Genomic DNA, 18,484 nt, shown 5'->3' on the forward strand with positions numbered 1-18,484 from the left:
AACGGTCATTTATCCAAGAGAACATGGTGATCATTACAAGGAAATTGTCGACGCAATTGCTGCAGCCGTTGTAAATCAATATCAGCTGTCAACATGCCCACCCCATTCTCCTGCTGAGCCACTAGTTTTCCCCAAGGTTCAACTATCATGCTATGGCCATAGGTTTGTCGGCCATTTTCATGAAGTCCTCCCTGATTAGGAGCTATAACGTAACATAAATTCTCAATTGCACGTGCTCTCAATAACACTTCCCAGTGTGCAACTCCTGTAACTGCGGTAAATGCCGATGGCACTGTAAATAATTCAGCACCTCTTAATACTAATTGTCGGTACAATTCAGGAAAACGCAAGTCATAACAAACCGTCAACCCCACTCGTCCAACTGGCGTATCTACTACCACTACCTCATCGCCTCGTTCTATTGTTGCTGATTCCTGGTGAGCCTCCTGCTCAGAAACACGTACATCAAAAAGATGAATTTTGTCATAACGGGCCGCACAGCGCCCTTCATCGTCAAACACCAGACAACTTGTTTTCACGCGGTCTTGCAGACCTTTCAAAGGAAGAGTTCCAGCAATAACCCACAATCCATATTGTTTGGCTAAGGAACTAATCTTGTCTTGAATTGCTCCTGCCCCATATTTCTCGGCAATTTGCAATTTATCACTTTCATTAACGCCCATAAACGCAAAATTTTCTGGCAAAACCAGTAAATCAATTTGCTTTTCCCTTGCATCAATAAAGAATTGTTCAACCTGTTTTAAGTTATTTTCAACGGAAGCGGACGAAACAATTTGAACAGCAGCAACTTTAGGCATAATTATCCAACCAATAATAGTAAAAACTATCTGTAATTATCGGTGATTAAATCAGGATCTTTCAATAGATCTCTTCAAACTCTGCTGTAGCGCGAAATTGGCTTCGCCGATAAACTGCTCAAATCCCTCCTGTGCTTGCATTTTTACACTCAGGCACTGCGCATCTTCCTGCACTTCCTCACTACAACCAATTTGAAAAAAGAGCTCCCATTGAGGAAAGAGATTTATAACCTTGATTCTAGAATTCTTTTTTAACAATCCTACATGAGTAGAGTATTTAAACTGCTTGCGAGTATTTATGCAGTTCTATAGACTTGAAAAATGGGCAAGCCGACCATAGATATGCTAAACTAGAAATATAAATTATCTGGAGTTATTGCATGAACCGAAATGACGTTACTGTGTTAAGCCAACGTAGTGATTCAGTACTTGCCACAAACAAAGTACTTCGTAACACTTACCTTTTGCTTGGCATGACTTTTTTATTTAGCGCATTAACTGCGTATGCTGCTTACGCTTTTGCTGTTAAACCCCTAAATCCAATACTCATGATTGTTGGTGTCTATGGCTTAATGTTCTTGACACAAGCATTAAGAAATAGCGCACTTGGAATAGTAAGCGTCTTCGCGTTCACAGGTTTTCTGGGTTATACCTTGGGACCGATTCTTAATTTTTACATTGCCAATTTTTCAAACGGCCCTCAGCTAATAGGCACATCATTAGGTGCGACGGGTATGATTTTCTTTGCCTTATCAGGCTACGTATTAACTACTCGTAAGGACTTCAGCTATTTAGGTGGCTTTCTGTTTGTGGGCATCATGGTTGCTTTGTTGGCCATGGTTGCTGGTATCTTCTTTCAAATTCCAGCGCTTCAACTAGCTATATCAGCAGCCTTTGTACTGATTTCTTCCGGTTTAATTTTATTCCAAACGAGTGAAATTATTCATGGCGGAGAAACGAATTACATTTCCGCAACCGTGTCATTGTTCGTATCCATATATAATCTGTTCGTGAGCCTACTTAACTTATTAAGTGCTTTTTCAGGACGCGATTAATATACGTCTCCTCAACCTGAATCCCGGTGAAATTAGCCGGGATTTTTTTTGAGTTTTATTACACACTCAAAACTGGTAACGTAATCTGGGCACAGGCGCAGCCGAAACCCGGGATTTTAATTTTCAAGAAGTTGAGAGTATTTCATTCCTGACTTACAGCTTTCGACTTAGATCCGGGCTACCTCCTAAACTACCTGTTTTTTTCACCTTGCTGCCAATTTGCTCTAGCACGGAATAGAGCAGGCAAATCAGCCACTGATTTTTGACTCGGTTTATCAAGATTAAATATTTCACGGGATTTTTGATAATAAATCCCCAAGGGTACTGGGAATTCTGGAAAATTAAGCTGGGCCAGGCGCATTGCAGCAATGTAGTTACTTGAGTCATGGTGATAGAGTGTATTCTTATCACTACAGTTGGCACTCGGAATACACTGTAAAGATTCATTCTGTAAAGCCAACACCCATTCTTGTTCTGCTCCGAAGTACAGAGGCTTTTCCTCTTCCAGCACAATTGTTTTATCTGCTCGGTTTGTTTTTAAAGCGAAGGCATCGAAAGCACCATGGTTAAAAATATTGCAATCCTGATAAATCTCTACAAAAGAACACCCCTGGTGCTCGTAGGCTTTCTTAAGAATGAAAGCCAGATGATTAGGATCCTTATCTACGGCACGTGCAACAAAACTAGCTCCCGACGCCAGTGCAATCATTAAAGGATTAATAGGTTCATTACTCACCCCTTCTGGGGACGTTTTGGTGACCTGCCCCTTTTGGGAAGTTGGTGAAAATTGCCCTTTTGTTAACCCATAGACTTGGTTATTAAAAAGCAAGATATTGATATTCACATTGCGTCTTAGGCAATGTATCAAATGATTACCACCAATACTAAGGGCATCTCCATCACCGGTGATAACCCATACCGTCAAATCATTCCTCATGGCTTTAAGACCAGTAGCCACCGCTGTTGCTCTGCCATGAATAGTATGAAAACCATAGGTGTTCATGTAATAAGGCAACCTGCCTGCACATCCAATTCCTGAAACAAAGACATGTTGTTCCGGTGGCAAACCTAATTCTGGTAATAAACGCTGTAAAGCAGCTAAAATAGCGTAATCACCACATCCTGGGCACCAACGGACCTCGGTTGCATTGGCGAAATCTTCGCGTTTATAACTGTTATTCATGGTTTATTTCCAATTTAATGGCTTTAACAAGATGACCGACGGTAAAAGGCTGGCCATTGCACTGATTAATCGATTTAGCGTCAAGTAAATAGGTTGCCCGCAGAAGCTGGCACAATTGCCCCGAATTTAATTCAGCAACCAAAATCTTATCAAAACCAGCCATGACCTGACCTAATTCTTTTGGTAAAGGATTCAGATGCCGTAGATGTAGCAGAGCAATAGTGATACCCTCAGCACGACACTGGTTCACTGCTGATTTAAGACTACCATACGTACTTCCCCAACCTACTAACAAAATTTGGGCATTTTCATCACCCTCTAATTGTAAATGGGGATAATCGCGAGCTATACCTGCAATTTTTTCCGCTCTCAATTTGACCATTTTCTGATGGTTATCGGCATCATAGCTAACTTTTCCTTCTTCACCCTGTTTTTCCAACCCTCCTATTTGGTGAATGAACCCTGCTGTACCAGGAACATTCCAACTACGAGATAGAACGTCATCTCGCTGGTAAGGTTTGGGGAAGCGGTTAAAATCAACAGCCGGTATCTTAATTGATTCAATCGCAGGGAGTTTCCAAGGTTCAGCCGCATTTGCCAAATAAGCATCCAGCAAAACAATCACTGGCGTCATATATTTAATTGCCATAGTAAACGCTTCAATAATTGTGTTAAAGCAATCCGAAGGCGATTGTGCAGCGAGAACAGGTAATGGAGCCTCTCCATGACGACCGTACAAAGCTTGGCGTAAATCACTTTGGCCAGTTTTAGTAGGCAATCCAGTAGAGGCCCCCGCACGCTGGACATCCACTAAAACAAGAGGTAGTTCCGTCATCACAGCCAGGCCAAGACTTTCACTTTTCAAATCCAGCCCAGGCCCCGAGGTGCAAGTTAAGGCTAAACAACCACCATAAGCAGCACCTATGCAAGAACAAATTGCTGCGATTTCATCTTCAGCTTGTAATAAACGAACGCCGTAGTCTGCCAATCTCGCACATTCATGTAAAATGGCAGAGGCAGGTGTTATAGGGTAACCTGATACCAGCAATGGTATTTGGGTACTCACAGCGAGCGTTGCCAGAGCAAGAGCCACAGCTTCTACACCAGTGATTTGTCTGTATTCACCGTTTTCACGGCTTACCTGCCCAAGCATAAATTGCCGCCGACTCAACTCCAGTGTCATGGCATAATTATAACCGGCCAATAAGGTCAACTCGTTGGCTTTAGCAATCTGTGGATTCGCTTTAAATTTTTTATTAATAAAAGCCAGACAACTTGCCGTGGGCAAATCAAACAGCCAAAGTACTAAACCTAATACATAGAAATTCTTTGCTTTTTTAGCTTGGGCATGGTTCATCGCAAGTGTTTCAACCGCTTGTAAAGTCTGACTTATCAGAGGCAAGGAAACAACTTGATACTGATCGACAACCCTGTCAAGAAATTCGCTCGTTAGACCTGCTTTTTGCCAATCCTTGGGTTGAAAACTATCTTCATTAATAATCAATAAACCACCTGGATTTAAGTATTCCAGTGAGTTCTTTAAAGCGGCAGGATTTAAGGCCACCAATACATCCAAGGTTTCCCCAGCAGTAAAAATAGCCTGTTCAGCCATCGCCAACTGGAATCCCGATACTCCCGCAACAGTCCCTGCAGGTGCTCTGATTTCAGCGGGAAAATCAGGCAAGGTTCGTACATCACGTCCGGTAAGTGCTGCTGTGATGGTTAATTGCTCACCTACAAGCTGGACACCATCACCAGAATCACCGCTCAAACGAATAACAATCGCCTCAGTATTTGACATAATTTCTGGCTTCCAACATAAGTTGGCGCATATGCCTCACCGCATCTTTTAATCCACAAAATAAAGCTCGGGCGATGATCGCATGGCCAATGTTTAATTCGTGTAATTCTTTGATGGCTGCAATAGGCTTCACATTTTGATAGTTTAATCCATGACCGGCATTAACAATTAAATTGAGGCTTGCAGCATACTCTGCAGCTTGCCTTACTCTCTGCAGTTCTCGTGCCCGTTCAGCGGCATTGCTGGCATCCGCATAACAGCCTGTGTGTATCTCAATAGTGGGAGCTCCAATTTCAGCCGCTGCTTCAATTTGTTTTGGATCAGGATCGATAAATAAGGAAACTTCGCTACCCATTTCTGTTAAACGTTTCACTGCGTTAGAAACCAGTTGGTAGTTAGCCAACACATCCAAGCCGCCTTCCGTAGTCAATTCTTCACGTTTCTCAGGAACAAGGCAGGTGTGTTCCGGCATAATTTCTTCGGCAAAATCCAGCATTGCATCAGTGACAGCTAATTCCAAATTCATACGTGTTTGCAGTACAGACTTAATTAATCTGACATCACGAGCTTGAATATGGCGTAAATCCTCCCGCATATGTAGCGTAATTCCATCAGCACCGGCTTCCTCGGCATCGATAGCTGCCTGTACAGGATCAGGATAACGTGTACCTCGAGCCTGGCGCACAGTGGCAACATGATCAATATTAACACCCAGTAAAATTTCTTTAATCATTATTCACCATTAAATTCAAAAACACTCCGCTAAATTATGACTCGAAACCATCCCGGCTTCTATACTTGGCAACCTCATTTGCTAAGAAAACGCCTGCTTTGGCTTACACAAGCGATTTGCATGCCAATTATTAGAGTATCTGTGAAACTTTACTGGATTAGCGTGTTGATCGGCCTTTCTCCCCGCACGGTTCTCTATAGGGGGAGTTCACAAGAAGCCTATTTAATTTTTTTGCCGGATATATAAGGAGCGTGATTTAAGCTCTCGTCCACCTAGCAGATGATCAATTGCCTGACGCATAATTATTTTTGCCGTTTTCAGGACATTCAAATCACTGAGTTGTCCTTGGGAAAGTGCGAGAATATCACCGCCAGACATCCCCCCTTCAGTGGAAGCCATAAATCCTGTGCTAGCAATGAATTGGTATTGTTTATGACTAACAATTGCATTAGTAGAACAAGCTTCTTCAGTAAAGGAAATAGAACAACCACAGGCTAAAAGAAGCGCATATTCAAAACGTCTTAAGAGTGCTTCAATCACTAACCTATCCGTTGTGGTAGTTAAACCACGTAAAGTTAGCAGATAAACATCAAAGAGTTCTGGATGAGTATCCATGGGGGCAAGAGCATAATAGAGTAGCTCATTGAGATAAAGGCCGGCAAAAAGCGCCTCTCCATTGAGTTTAAAACCTGTGGTAGTGCTTTCAATGTTACGCGCATAATACCAATCTTTCCGGGTATCAATGGCTAACCATAGGGAACTAAAAGGCTGTAAAAGGGCTTGTTTTTTCGGAGTGCGCCCCCCCTTACATAAACAGGTGAGCACCCCTTTTTCGCGGGTAAAAAAGGTTATCCGCACACTCGTATCACCAGAGGGGCGTTTATGTAAAACCCAACCCTCCAGCGTTTCAGTGGTCATAACCTAATTGTTTTAATAGACGCTCATCATCAGCCCAACCGGATTTTACTTTACACCAGCATTGTAAAAAAACTTTTTTACCCAGTAATTGCTCCATATCCAAACGGGCGCCGGTAGCCATTTCTTTTAATTTCTGCCCTTTATCACCAATAATCATGCGTTTATGATTGGCTTTATCGACTAAAATTAAAGCGTGTATACGTACCAAATTACCCTCATCTTTATAAGATTCGATATCAACAGTGGTTGAGTATGGTAATTCTTGGCCACAAAAACGAAAAATTTTCTCCCGTAACAATTCAGCACATAAAAAACGTATAGGCCTATCTGTGAATTGATCATCCGCAAATAAATGGGGACCTTCGGGTAAATAGGCTTTTAATTGTTGTTGCAAATTATCAACTTGCACTCCTGTCTTGGCAGAAAGGGGGATGATAGCCGCAAAATCATGACGCTGGCTGATCTGCTCTAACCAGGGTAACAGTAACGATTTATCACTAATCTTATCTATTTTATTGACAACAAGAATACAAGGAACATCAGCCTGCTTAATCAAACGTAGCACATATTCATCTTCATCTTCCCAATGTGTTCCATCCACTAAAAAAGCGATAACATCGACATCGCGCAAGACACTGATTGCTGTTTTGTTCATCAGGCGATTCATCGCCTTTTTTGATCCCTGATGAATGCCGGGAGTATCTACATAGACATATTGATATTGCTCAAGAGTCTGTATGCCTAAAATACTGTGTCTTGTAGTTTGTGGTTTTTTAGAAGTAATACTTAGCTTTTGTTGTAAGATATGATTCAGTAAAGTTGATTTACCTACATTAGGTCGCCCAACCAAGGCAATGTAACCGCAGTAACTTGTCATTAATCCTAAATCCTGTTTATTTTTAGCACATTTTAACAGTCCACCTACAAGATTGCCAGCGATGCCTATATTCTTAACACCAGAATCAAAATTCGCTCAACAAAAATGATAGTCTATCCTTTTCCGCAAACGACATTTGTACTTGAATTAATTAGCTAACAACTCTTCAAGATGGATTTTACTATCATCCAATCGGACTTAGTGCAAATTTACTTGCCATTGTTGTATAAAAGCATATAGTGTTGCACAAGGGATCCTCAATAACCAAGTGTAACATGGGCAGAACGGAATATATTGACGGGCGCTTACAAGCAATAATACCTTTGCAAGTTAAACCTTATTCTCATCAAGCAGTACCCACCATTACAGGTTCCCCCGTTACTAATCAAGCCGGTACTGTATTATATGGCTACTATGGTATGGATTATCGCCTGCCAGATGGTGATTGCCTGCGCATGGTCGCCAATCATAATAAGGGAACTGTACAATTATTTTTGTTAACAACTACACCGGAAAAACTGCAGCAACTTCCTGGTGAGCGCACTGCCTCACTGGTAGCGAATGCCATCAGTCATGTGCATCGTTACCGTATTCGTGCTAACAGTTATGAAAAACCCCTCACAGACATACAAACTGCAAAATATGAATTGGCATCCCAGTGTATTGCTAATCTTCAACAGCTGTTGCCTCGCGAACGTGATATAACGCCTGATAACTGGAGTGCCCAAGAAGCTTTACGTGGAGATATTATTGCGATACTGGACGAATGTTGTGCTAAAAATCGCCTGCTCGCCAATAATCCTATTATCTCGGAAGGGGAATTAAATCGCATTCTCTTCGATGCAGTAAAAATGGCACAGCATTATGAGTTCAATCGTTTTTATCAGGTAACCCGAATCGATCAACTGGATTTTACCCAATATGACCCTGAGGCATCCAACTCCAGACCATCCTGTTTTGTCTGGGACAGTGAATTACACATCGGGCAAAATGAAGAAGCGTTAAATGACACTATACGTGTTATTTGCCAACTTTATGGCCTTAATCCGGCGCCCGCCTTAACTATCCCTGCAAATCGTTTTAAACGCCTGGCATTATTTTTACGCCAACTCTGGCATGATAGTAGAGATTGGATTAACCACTCGCTCATTCAGCATCAGCCTACAGAGATAATTAACACCAACACAAGGCTTGACGGTTTATCAATCACTCGTATCAAACCTTATTACCATTTAAGGGGTTTGGAACAAATTGGCTACAAAAAACTTGATGATTTGGTTGCAGCGTTTACCAAACAAAGGATAGCAAAACTAACAGCAGCGTCATTGCAGGAAGCAATAGCATTGCTTACTAATCTTGAAAACGGCAGCTGGGTAGAGTTACCTGATCAACAAGTCATTGTCCGTGTAGACAATGAAATTGTGGTACTTCCTTTTTTTGTAGAGAAACATGCTTATTACCCATTACCCAGCGGAGAAGATTTATTTACTTTAAGCCAACTTAGCAAGCATCATCTTTATTTGCCTGAACGTATCAATTTACGTGTTAAAGCCTTTTTTTCGCGCCTACCGACCTTTTTCTTTCAGTTATACGAGCATTTATACCAGCTAATAGCCTATGAGCTAGGTAATGAATTTATTCACCATATTCATAGTGGCCATCATTTAGTTGAAAGTAAGCCGCATACCCCACCGCCCCACCTAATCTCATTGCAGCATTTTTTAAGTAAAGAGGGTGTCCTTGCTAATGGGGAAACGCTAGAAGAGTTTGTGAAAACACAAATTGCTACAAGTCGTTATGTAATCGCTCGTGAGAACCACCCGCCGAGCCCGCCCGCCTATGATAATCCACTCCATCGGCTCCTGGGGGTAGTACGCCATATAGCAGGTTTTTTTATTGAGACTAATGAAAAAAATCCCATCGTTGGCACCTTGGCAATGGCTGCCTATGCTTATGGCGCAGGAGCAGTGATTGCACCCGAAATGCTAACCAAGCTCTTGCAAAAATTACAATTGAATAAGCTTATTTCAGGTATTAAACCCACTCAGGAACTTGGCAAATGGATGAGCCATGGTGCTACTGCTGAAGCAATTTCTGCTGCAGTCACTTATTGGCAAACGATTGTTGTAGGCGGCGATCTCGATCAGTTTTTTGTTAAAGCGGCCACTGTACTAAAAGAAGATCCGGCAGAAGTGGCTATTATTGCTGCTCTCGCCTTGAGTTTAGGCTATGGCTTATGCAACACCATTCCAACATTCAAAAAGGAAAAGGGCCGCTTCCCGTATTTTAATTACGCTGCCTTCGGTGGTAAAGGTGGAGCGGCGCTTTATTCCACTGTTATGCATCCCGGAGAAGACTGGTTGTTTGGTTCAATTAAATGGCTCTTAAAAGGCGGGTTGACCCTGGCAAAAATAGTCTTGGGCCCTCTTGCCGAGGGCTATCATTATGGTTATAGAAAAGGGTTTTTATCTGGCCTTAAAAAAAGCTGGTCTTTAATGCGTTATAACAGCAGACAGACGCTTGCGGCACTGGGTGATTTATCGTTAGCTTTAACGACTATACCCCTACTGGAAATAGGGAGCCTATTTATTCATGTCCCCTTTTTGGGACTAACAGGCTTGTTAAGTAAATCGCTTGCTATTTTGGGAAATTGGCACCTTTTAGGACAGGCCTTGCTTGATTTTTCCCATTGGCTAACTAATCGTAACTATTTACCAGGATTTCGATTATCTCCTCTGTATGGTTTTAATATTTCCTTTAAACCTTATGTGAAAAATTTTTGGCTTAATAATAGCCTCAATCTGTTGCGGATAGTTACTCTGACTCCTTTAGCCTTACTTAAAAATCTAATCCTCTTGCCCACCATTGATATTTTATCATTTTCTATCCGCCTTAGCTTAACTTGCCTAACCCCCATTATTAGACAACTAGCCTATACTGCAGGAACCTCATTGATTGTTGCCGCATTACTCTGGGACAATACGGCAGGCCACATTTTTCGGTTAGCAGCCAAAGGCGTTACTCATAGCGCTAATTGGTTGGAAAGCTTAGCTGGATTCGCAAAGCAAGGTTTGTTAGCACAGATACAAATTACGCGCCGTCAATTGCATGCTTGGGCCTTTTGCAAAGAAGATGGATTATTGCATGAGATGCATAAAAATAATGATAATGATTACTTTATCCAAGAGCCTATGCGTTTAGAAAAATTAGAACCTTTTCCGCACGATACTACTCGTTGCTTATTAGAGGTATTACTTGACACTGATGAGTCAACACAGGAAAAGAAAGAAATCGATATACCTCTATCAGTTGCACAAACAAAAAATGAAACAATCCATTATCCTCCCTTATTCACTGCTGCCCAATTCCCAGGCTCACCAAGCGGCGAAAATCGAACTCTCGTTACGAACTACCTTTAGCCAATAATATTGTAATAATGAATAAAACGGATATGACAAGCAAAGGATTCACACTTATCGAAACACTTCTAGTAATAGCCATTGCAGGAATACTCATCACGCTGGCTTATCCCACTTACCTCGATTATATTGTGCGAGTCAGGCGTGTTGACGGTAAGACTGCTCTCATTGATTTGGCAAATCGCCTGGAACACTATTATGCCATACATCATAGTTACCAATCGGCAACACTCGCTACAGGCAAAAATACTGATGTACAAAATACTAATGTGTCGCCCGAAGGCTGGTATACCCTATCAATAGAATCGCAGACTGCCACAACTTATGAGTTAAAAGCGACCGCCCAAAAGGCTCAGGCTTTTGATAAAATTATTTGCCAGGAGTTAACCTTCAATTACCTGGGTATAAAAGGGACACACCCGGATACTGGCAGCAATGCAGCTCTAAGTGCTTGTTGGTAAGTAATTATTAAGGAAGCTTAATAATTTAGTTCGCCCAAAAGTCATTTTGACTATTGTGTAGCCAATTTAGTTTCGTGTATACTTTATATAATAATCACTTCTTTTTGTGAGTTAGCATGTCTCAACACATCAAACCTGCCAAGCTGGTACCACTTTCTACTAATGCCCAATCTGAGCAAATAAAATCTGCACAAATGAAACAAGCCGTACAAGAGCATAGACAACAAGAAGAAAGTGCATTAACAGCCTCTCAGTCTAAAGATGGGGTAAGACTAACCCAATCTCAAGAAAGCAGTTTGCCTTCACAACGTCCAGAAGAAGACACATTAACCCTCAATACTCACCAAGGCAAAGTAACCTTAACTGAGTCCGAAGTAGAGGAATGGTTTGCGAACACTGAAAAAGCATTAAGGACCAGCCAAGACAAAACAGGTCCAGTCACTCAGCAGGCAAATGATCGTGAACTAGGAGCTAAATTCCTTAGTCGCTTTGGTCTTAAATCCGCTAAAGACGTAATTCAATTTTTAAATTCCCCGGCAGGCGACACAGTAAAAGAAACGATCGCCGCCCAATGGTCAGAAAAAGAGGCCATTAAAGCTGAGCGTGCTTTCGAGCAACGGGAGAAAGAAGCATTAAGAAAACGACGACTTGCTTATTTCCTGGCGGGTGTGATGATGCACAAAGCCGCGAAAGCGAAGGAATTGAATCGAGCCTATGCTGAAGCAGGTCAGAAAGCGATAGAGCGCAGTAAAGAGAATGCCACGGGCGGCACCTCATATGGCGCGAGCGAAACATCAGCTGCTGCCCACGCAGCCGCCCTATCACAACAGTTAGCGGCGTATCAGAACGTTATTGACGCACTTGAAAACCAATTGACAGCCAAACAAGCACAAGAAGCTGCAATAACCTCCCAAATAGCTGCTATTCAACAAAAATATCAAGCGTTGGGTAACCACGTGGCACAAGCCCATACTCATATCGCACAGGCACTGAGCAAAGACCTTAGTCATGATAAGGTTATTGATGCTTATGATATTAGAATTCAATATATAGAAAACCAACTTAAACAGAAACAATTAGACCACGCTTCATTCCTTAAAAGAAGTGAAAGTCCGGTCGCTAAAGATCGAACGAAATATCTGGATATTGCTGGCGTAATTTCAAAAGAAAGTCACGATTTAGAAACGCTGCTTCTAGTATTAAAAGCACGAGCCTTACTACACCGTGGAAACAAAGGATTCACACCTATCTCTGACGAAGACCGCATAGAAGTGATTGAAAGCAATGCTGCGAAATTGGACGATCAAATTCGTACTGACTTAGAAATCATCCGTGAATTGCTGCAAGACGGCGATGTTAAAAAAGAAAAGCAAGCAATGGCCATGATACTAGAGCATCAAGGGCTCGTTGCGGAAATGGTCACTCTTAAAGAGATGATAGCCGTACTTAAAGGCGAGAAAATACTCGTTAAAAAGGATGGGACAGAAACCATGTCCTATAAAGATGCAGCTTATATTTTATCCCCAGGACAACGAGTTGTTAAAGATCAGCATGGTAAATCCTATCTGTTAACTGGTCATCAATCTTTGGATAACATGACGCCGAATGAAAAGGATAAAGCTCATGACAAATTACGCAGTGTAGCAACCATAGATAAATTGCTACACCATAATGAAAAGCTTGAATTAGGGAAAAAGCAACAAGAGTTAAAACAAGTCCATAAGGAAATTCACGATCTTCGCGATCAAATTCAATTCATGCAGCAACGAAAAGCCGAGGTTAATGAAGCACTAAAAGCCCTTCAACATGAGCCTCGTCCTCAGCCTCATATATCAGGTCCAGGAATGTTCAGTCAAACACCCAAGCCAGTTCCTTCCGAGACCTGGTTACAGATTGAACGCCTTTTGGATAAATTAAAAAATAATCCGAAGAAAGAAGACGTTGAGAAACTGCGCGATCTCATACCTAAGGATAACAGCAAATTACAAAATTTAATTACTCGGTTTGGAAAAGCACTTAACGCTAATGCCCAGATTGAAATGCAACGCTACCTGCAAACAATTGAGATATCGGCTGTGTCAGCTTATAAACCTTTTGTAACCTCTGTAACAAGCCCGCGAGAACAGGAGAGCGAAGAGTTCCAGTCTTCTAAAGAGTCAGTCAAATTTCACCCGACTCCCTTTAAAGATCCATACAGCCTTTAAAGATCCATACAAATAATGGATTTTTGACTTGCTAAGCAGCTGCAACTCTTCTAACATGAACGGATGTTGCAGCCTGTTAGCGAATAGCCATGATGACTGATAAATTATTTGGAAATCAATCAATTATTGTAACCCTTGATGTGGATGCCTTATTATTTGACAGGTTAAAGCAAATTTCTCAAGCAGGTTTCTCTGTTGTTGAAATTAATTGTAGTGAACAAAATCTCTTAAGAAGAATTTTGCAGGAATTCCCAGGACTACGTATTGGTGCAGGTAATATTATCAGCACGCAACAGCTGGAAGATTGTTATAATGCCGGCGTACATTTTGTTTCGAGTCCCGGATTTTTACCTTCCATTGCGCAAACAGCCGCTATTTATTCAATTAACTACTTACCAGGTATCGCAACAATTTCTGAAGCGATGCAAGTGATGGCTTTAGGTTACCATCAAGCAAGACCCTACCCTGCAAATCTGGCTTTTTGCGGCTCATTGAATAAGTGCTTACCGATGCTGCGTTTATTTCCAGCCGAAATCGAATGGGATGAAGCGGAGCACTATCTAAGCCTGCCAGCCGTTGCAGCAGTAAGCATTCTCAATCCAGAAAGCAAACAACTAAATGCATTAGCGGCTGGGGTTTTTGCATAGATCAATCAGGAGTAGAATAGCGCCGATACAAATGGCGCTATCAGCCAAGTTAAAAACAGGCCAATGATGATTTTTGTAATAGACGTCAATAAAATCGGTGACATGGCCTAAAACAGCCCGATCATATAAATTTCCTACTGCCCCTCCCAGAATCAAACTGATGGCGGCCGATTGTAATTTCGCTTTTACCGGTATACGGATCAGCCAAACAATCAAGATCAAACTCATCACAATACTAAAACCGGCAAAAAACCAGCGATGCCAGCTGCCTGCCCCACTAAGGAAGCTAAAGGCAGCCCCCGTATTGTAAGCCAGAGTAAAATTCATCATAGGGAATAATGGTTCGGGCTGATAGGGAATCAAATAGTTGGTAGCCCAATATTTGGAAGCTTGATCAACCAACAGAACCAATAGACTCAGTACAAACCAGGGCCATTTCTTCATACAAAGTTTCTCTCTTCATCATGACCACTAATATTACCAACACAACGTTGACATAAGCCAGGATGATTTGCATCCTCACCGACGTCTTCGCATCGATGCCAGCAACGTTCACATTTTTCATATTCACTCGCTTTGACGACAATTTCGACTGATTCCTCAGTACCGGGAGTCATTTTTTCCATTCTTTCTCCCACTCCTTTCTTGTAGTCATCGATCAACTCCACACTGGCAGCCGACGTTATTAAAACAAAGCGGAGCTCATCTCCTAATCTATCGAGCATCGTTTTAGTCTCTTCCTGGGGACAAAGTATCAGTACTTCTGCCGCCAAGGGAGAACCAATTACTCCTTCTTTCCGTTTATCTTCCAATGCCTTATTAACTTGATCACGTATAGTTTGAACGCGTTGCCAGAAAGCCATATCGACATCTGTAATAACAGGCCATGCTTCATACCAGCGTTCTATAAAAACAGAGTCACTTGTTTGCCCAGGAATTGCCTGCCAAATTTCATCCGCTGTAAAGGATAAAATAGGTGCCAACCAACGCGTTAAGGCATGAATAATATGATACATAGCCGTTTGGCAGGAGCGTCTGGCAATGCTGTTTTTAGCCGTTGTGTACTGGCGATCTTTAATCACATCCAAATAAAAACTACCCATATCTACGGCACAGAAATTATGAATCTTCTGGTAGATAACATGAAAATGATAATTTTCGTAAGCAGTTAAAATTTCATCTTGCAATTGCTGGCATCGTTTAATAGCCCAACGATCCAATTCAATTAACTGACTTGCATCAAGACAATGCTCTTCTGGTTGGAAATCAAATAAATTAGCCAATAAGAAGCGTGCCGTATTACGAATACGACGATAAGCATCTGCGTTACGTTTAATAATTTCGTCGGAAATACTGACTTCATGCCGGTAATCAGTGGAGGAAACCCATAAACGCAGAATATCAGCCCCGTGCTGATTAATCAGTTTATCCAAGGCGACGTAATTCCCCTTGGATTTCGACAATTTTCTGCCTTCTGCGTCAACTGTATAACCATGAGTTAACACAGTCTTGTAAGGCGCATGACCATAAATAGCCACCGCAGTAGTCAATGAAGAATTAAACCAGCCGCGGTGCTGATCAGACCCTTCAAAATAGACATCTGCCGGTAACCCGAGTGCTGCATTTTGCTTTAACACGCTGTAATGGGATACACCTGAATCAAACCATACATCCAGAGTATCGCTTATTTTGTCATAATGTTCTGCATCAGCACCCAGAATCTCAGCAATATCAAGGTCAAACCAGGCATCAATACCTCTTTTTTCTACCCTCAGCGCCACCTGCTCTAACAGCTCTACCGTATTTGGGTGTAACTCTCTTGTTGACTTATGCACAAATAAAGGCATTGGTGTACCCCACGCGCGCTGGCGTGAAATGCACCAATCAGGTCTACTTTCAACCATTCCACTGATACGCGCCTTGCCCCATTCGGGCACCCACTTGACTTGATCAATAACTTTGCTGATTGACTGACGTAAACCATTTTTGTCCATAGCGATAAACCATTGTGGTGTCGCAAGGAAAATCATCGGTGTTTTATGACGCCAGCAATGAGGATAGCTATGACGGATTGATTCGTTATGCAAAAGTACCTGCCGCTCCTGAAGTACTTCAATCACCTTGTCATTCGCTTTTAAAACGGAAAGGCCGGCAAACAAAGGAACTTCCTCTGCATAACAACCATTGGCTAAAACAGGATTAATCAGAGGTAGATCGTAAGCTTGCCCCACTTGATAATCTTCTGGTCCATGAGCTGGTGCTGTATGCACACAACCTGTTCCCGAATCAGTAGTAACGTGCTCACCAAGCACAATAGGCACCTGACGCTCATTAAAGGGGTGTTGCAAAGCAATTCTTTCGAATCGCTGTCCTTTAGCCTTAGCACTGAGCTTGTATTTTTCTATTCCATAACGCTGCATGACTGATTCAACCAGCTCTGCGGCAATCAAGAAATAATGTTTATCCGCATCCACCAGGACATAGTCCAGTTCAGGGTGCAAACAAACAGCCTCGTTAGCAGGTAAAGTCCAGGGCGTAGTTGTCCAGATTGGTACAATGACTGGCTTCACTGGCAATACACCAGCAACTGCCCCAAGAATGTCTTGCGGATTCACTGCCAAAAAAGCGACATCAATGGATGGCGACGTTTTGTCTTCATAATCCACCTCAGCTTCAGCCAATGCTGAACCGCAATCAATACACCAATGAACCGGTTTGAATCCCTGTTGTAAATGGCCATTTTCAATCACTTTACCCAGTGCACGAATAATGTTTGCTTCGTAGGTGTAATCCATTGTTATGTAGGGATGCTGCCAATCCCCAAACACACCTAAACGCTTAAACTCATCCCGTTGAATATCAATTTGGCTAGTTGCATAGTCACGACATTTATTGCGAAATTCAGCAGCACTAATCTTAAGGCCGGCTTTCCCAACTTTCTTTTCTACATTCAGTTCGATAGGCAGACCGTGACAATCCCATCCCGGAACAAAGGGGGCGTCAAAACCACTCAGTGATTTGGATTTAGTAATTATATCTTTCAAAATTTTATTCAATGCATGGCCGCAATGAAGATGTCCATTTGCATAGGGAGGACCATCATGCAAAATAAAACGCTTAGAACCGGAGCGAGCCTGTCTAATTTTTTCATAAATACCTTTATTATCCCAATCAGCCAGCATCTGAGGCTCACGTTGCGCAAGACTCGCTTTCATTGGGAAAGATGTATCCGGTAAGTTCAAGGTATCTTTGTATTCAGCCATCTGGGTCCACTCTGTTAACGCGTTAAGTTCAACACCGATTCGCACCAGGAATTGTTAGCATTTTTTCTTTCTTGGCGCATTACGATGCTCAAAAATCAAATAATTCAAATTAGCGAAATGCCAGCGCTCCTTTAAATTGTTCTTTAGCCGCAACTACATCATCCTGAATTTGTTGAATCAAGGCATCCACGGATGAGAATTTAATTTCATCTCGCAATTTGTGCAAGAAAAACACTTGCAGCATCTCACCGTATAAACTTTCATTAAAATCGAAGAGATGTATCTCAAGAATATTTTTTGTGCCATCCACTGTTGGCCTGCTGCCAATATTGGCAACTCCTTTCAATAACTCACCTGTGCTTCTACGTACTTGAACACAAAAAACACCTTTTAAGGGCAAGGTTAAACGATGCATACCCAGGTTTGCCGTCGGTATACCCCATTGTTTACCTCGTCCATCGCCTTTAACCACTCGTCCACAAAGACTAAAGGTCCTCCCTAATAAAACAGTGGCTTGCTCAAGCTGCCCTTGCAATAGAGCATTTCTAATCTTCGTGGAGCTGACACGTTCTTCCGCAATAGCAAAATCAGGGAACGTTTGTACAAGACAACCAGTTCGCTGGCCCAGCTCTTCCAGCAATGCCACATCACCTTGCCGGGCATGGCCAAAACGAAAATCCCTTCCTATTAACAAATACTTTACGTGGTGCAAAGAAAAAAAATAATGCTGCGCAAAATCCGGGGCAGGCATTAAAGCTAAGTGCTTATTAAATTTTAGACAATATACATAGTCAACGTTACATTGCTTTAGTATTTGTAATTTCTCTCGCAAACTGGTTAATCGCGCAGGTGCCAACTGCCCGTGAAAGTACTCTCCTGGTTGAGGCTCAAACAAAAACACAGTTACTGGCAACTTCATTTTATCAGCTTGCCTATGCAGCTGAGCCAATAATGCCTGATGACCACGATGTACCCCATCAAAATTACCGATGGTTGCAACAGTACCCGCAGAAACCTCATCTAATCTACGTAACAGCTTCATGCTTATTTAAAAATTATAAAAAGATAGATTATACCGAGTTTATTCCAGATTGCGAAACCTTAG

General features: G+C 42.0%; 14 protein-coding genes. 5 read left to right on the forward strand and 9 right to left on the reverse strand.

Translation table 11 applies throughout. The features are described 5' to 3' along the window. Positions 1–5: 5 nt before the first annotated feature. Positions 6–818: a carbon-nitrogen hydrolase family protein gene (locus ACN4Z1_RS11330; protein ID WP_228364931.1), complete on the reverse strand. Its 813-nt coding sequence runs from the start codon at positions 816–818 to the stop codon at positions 6–8. 380 nt (positions 819–1,198) lie between these two features. Between ACN4Z1_RS11330 and ACN4Z1_RS11335 the strand changes: the two genes are divergently transcribed. Continuing rightward, positions 1,199–1,873 carry a Bax inhibitor-1/YccA family protein gene (locus ACN4Z1_RS11335; protein ID WP_115221582.1) on the forward strand — a complete coding sequence of 225 codons (675 nt, stop codon included), beginning with the start codon at positions 1,199–1,201 and terminating at the stop codon, positions 1,871–1,873. Positions 1,874–2,063: 190 nt separating this feature from the next. Here ACN4Z1_RS11335 and ACN4Z1_RS11340 read toward each other — a convergent pair whose 3' ends face one another. The 5 genes from ACN4Z1_RS11340 to era form a co-directional block, all read right to left on the reverse strand. Next, positions 2,064–3,056: a 2-oxoacid:ferredoxin oxidoreductase subunit beta gene (locus ACN4Z1_RS11340; protein ID WP_228364930.1), complete on the reverse strand. Its 993-nt coding sequence runs from the start codon at positions 3,054–3,056 to the stop codon at positions 2,064–2,066. Then, positions 3,049–4,857 (reverse strand): 2-oxoacid:acceptor oxidoreductase subunit alpha, encoded by a 1,809-nt coding sequence (locus ACN4Z1_RS11345; RefSeq protein ID WP_228364929.1) that lies wholly within the window; start codon positions 4,855–4,857, stop codon positions 3,049–3,051. The genes ACN4Z1_RS11340 and ACN4Z1_RS11345 overlap by 8 nt, the downstream gene beginning before the upstream one ends. Further along, positions 4,844–5,590 (reverse strand): pyridoxine 5'-phosphate synthase, encoded by a 747-nt coding sequence (gene pdxJ / locus ACN4Z1_RS11350; RefSeq protein ID WP_115221585.1) that lies wholly within the window; start codon positions 5,588–5,590, stop codon positions 4,844–4,846. Before pdxJ ends, ACN4Z1_RS11345 begins: the two co-directional genes overlap by 14 nt. 222 nt (positions 5,591–5,812) lie before the next feature. Next, positions 5,813–6,508, reverse strand: coding sequence for a DNA repair protein RecO (gene recO / locus ACN4Z1_RS11355; RefSeq protein ID WP_228364928.1), 696 nt, complete (start codon positions 6,506–6,508; stop codon positions 5,813–5,815). Beyond that, complete coding sequence (gene era / locus ACN4Z1_RS11360; RefSeq protein WP_228364927.1) at positions 6,498–7,385, reverse strand: GTPase Era; 888 nt, start codon at positions 7,383–7,385, stop codon at positions 6,498–6,500. Before era ends, recO begins: the two co-directional genes overlap by 11 nt. 275 nt (positions 7,386–7,660) lie before the next feature. Between era and ACN4Z1_RS11365 the strand changes: the two genes are divergently transcribed. The 4 genes from ACN4Z1_RS11365 to ACN4Z1_RS11380 all read left to right on the forward strand — a co-directional run bounded on the left by ACN4Z1_RS11365 (position 7,661) and on the right by ACN4Z1_RS11380 (position 14,116). After that, positions 7,661–10,804 (forward strand): hypothetical protein, encoded by a 3,144-nt coding sequence (locus tag ACN4Z1_RS11365; RefSeq protein ID WP_228364926.1) that lies wholly within the window; start codon positions 7,661–7,663, stop codon positions 10,802–10,804. A 17-nt stretch (positions 10,805–10,821) separates the two neighbouring features. Continuing rightward, positions 10,822–11,265: a type IV pilin protein gene (locus ACN4Z1_RS11370; RefSeq protein ID WP_304608160.1), complete on the forward strand. Its 444-nt coding sequence runs from the start codon at positions 10,822–10,824 to the stop codon at positions 11,263–11,265. A gap of 116 nt (positions 11,266–11,381) precedes the next feature. Further along, entirely contained in the window at positions 11,382–13,469 is a 2,088-nt protein-coding gene (locus ACN4Z1_RS11375) for a hypothetical protein (protein WP_228364925.1), read from the forward strand. A gap of 89 nt (positions 13,470–13,558) precedes the next feature. Further along, positions 13,559–14,116 (forward strand): multidrug DMT transporter permease, encoded by a 558-nt coding sequence (locus ACN4Z1_RS11380; protein WP_058447442.1) that lies wholly within the window; start codon positions 13,559–13,561, stop codon positions 14,114–14,116. On the opposite strand, the gene lspA is transcribed toward ACN4Z1_RS11380, so the two are convergent. The 3 genes from lspA to ribF form a co-directional block, all read right to left on the reverse strand. Further along, positions 14,093–14,560 (reverse strand): signal peptidase II, encoded by a 468-nt coding sequence (lspA, locus tag ACN4Z1_RS11385; protein ID WP_115221591.1) that lies wholly within the window; start codon positions 14,558–14,560, stop codon positions 14,093–14,095. The genes ACN4Z1_RS11380 and lspA overlap by 24 nt on opposite strands. Further along, entirely contained in the window at positions 14,557–17,379 is a 2,823-nt protein-coding gene (gene ileS, locus ACN4Z1_RS11390) for an isoleucine--tRNA ligase (protein WP_228364924.1), read from the reverse strand. The genes lspA and ileS overlap by 4 nt, the downstream gene beginning before the upstream one ends. A 109-nt stretch (positions 17,380–17,488) precedes the next feature. Next, positions 17,489–18,421, reverse strand: a complete 933-nt coding sequence (gene ribF / locus ACN4Z1_RS11395) for a bifunctional riboflavin kinase/FAD synthetase (RefSeq protein ID WP_228364923.1) — start codon at positions 18,419–18,421, stop codon at positions 17,489–17,491. Between the last annotated feature and the right edge of the window lie 63 nt (positions 18,422–18,484).

It is taken from the genome of Legionella sp. ST3F1 (assembly GCF_048553315.1).
Lineage (GTDB): Bacteria > Pseudomonadota > Gammaproteobacteria > Legionellales > Legionellaceae > Tatlockia > Tatlockia donaldsonii.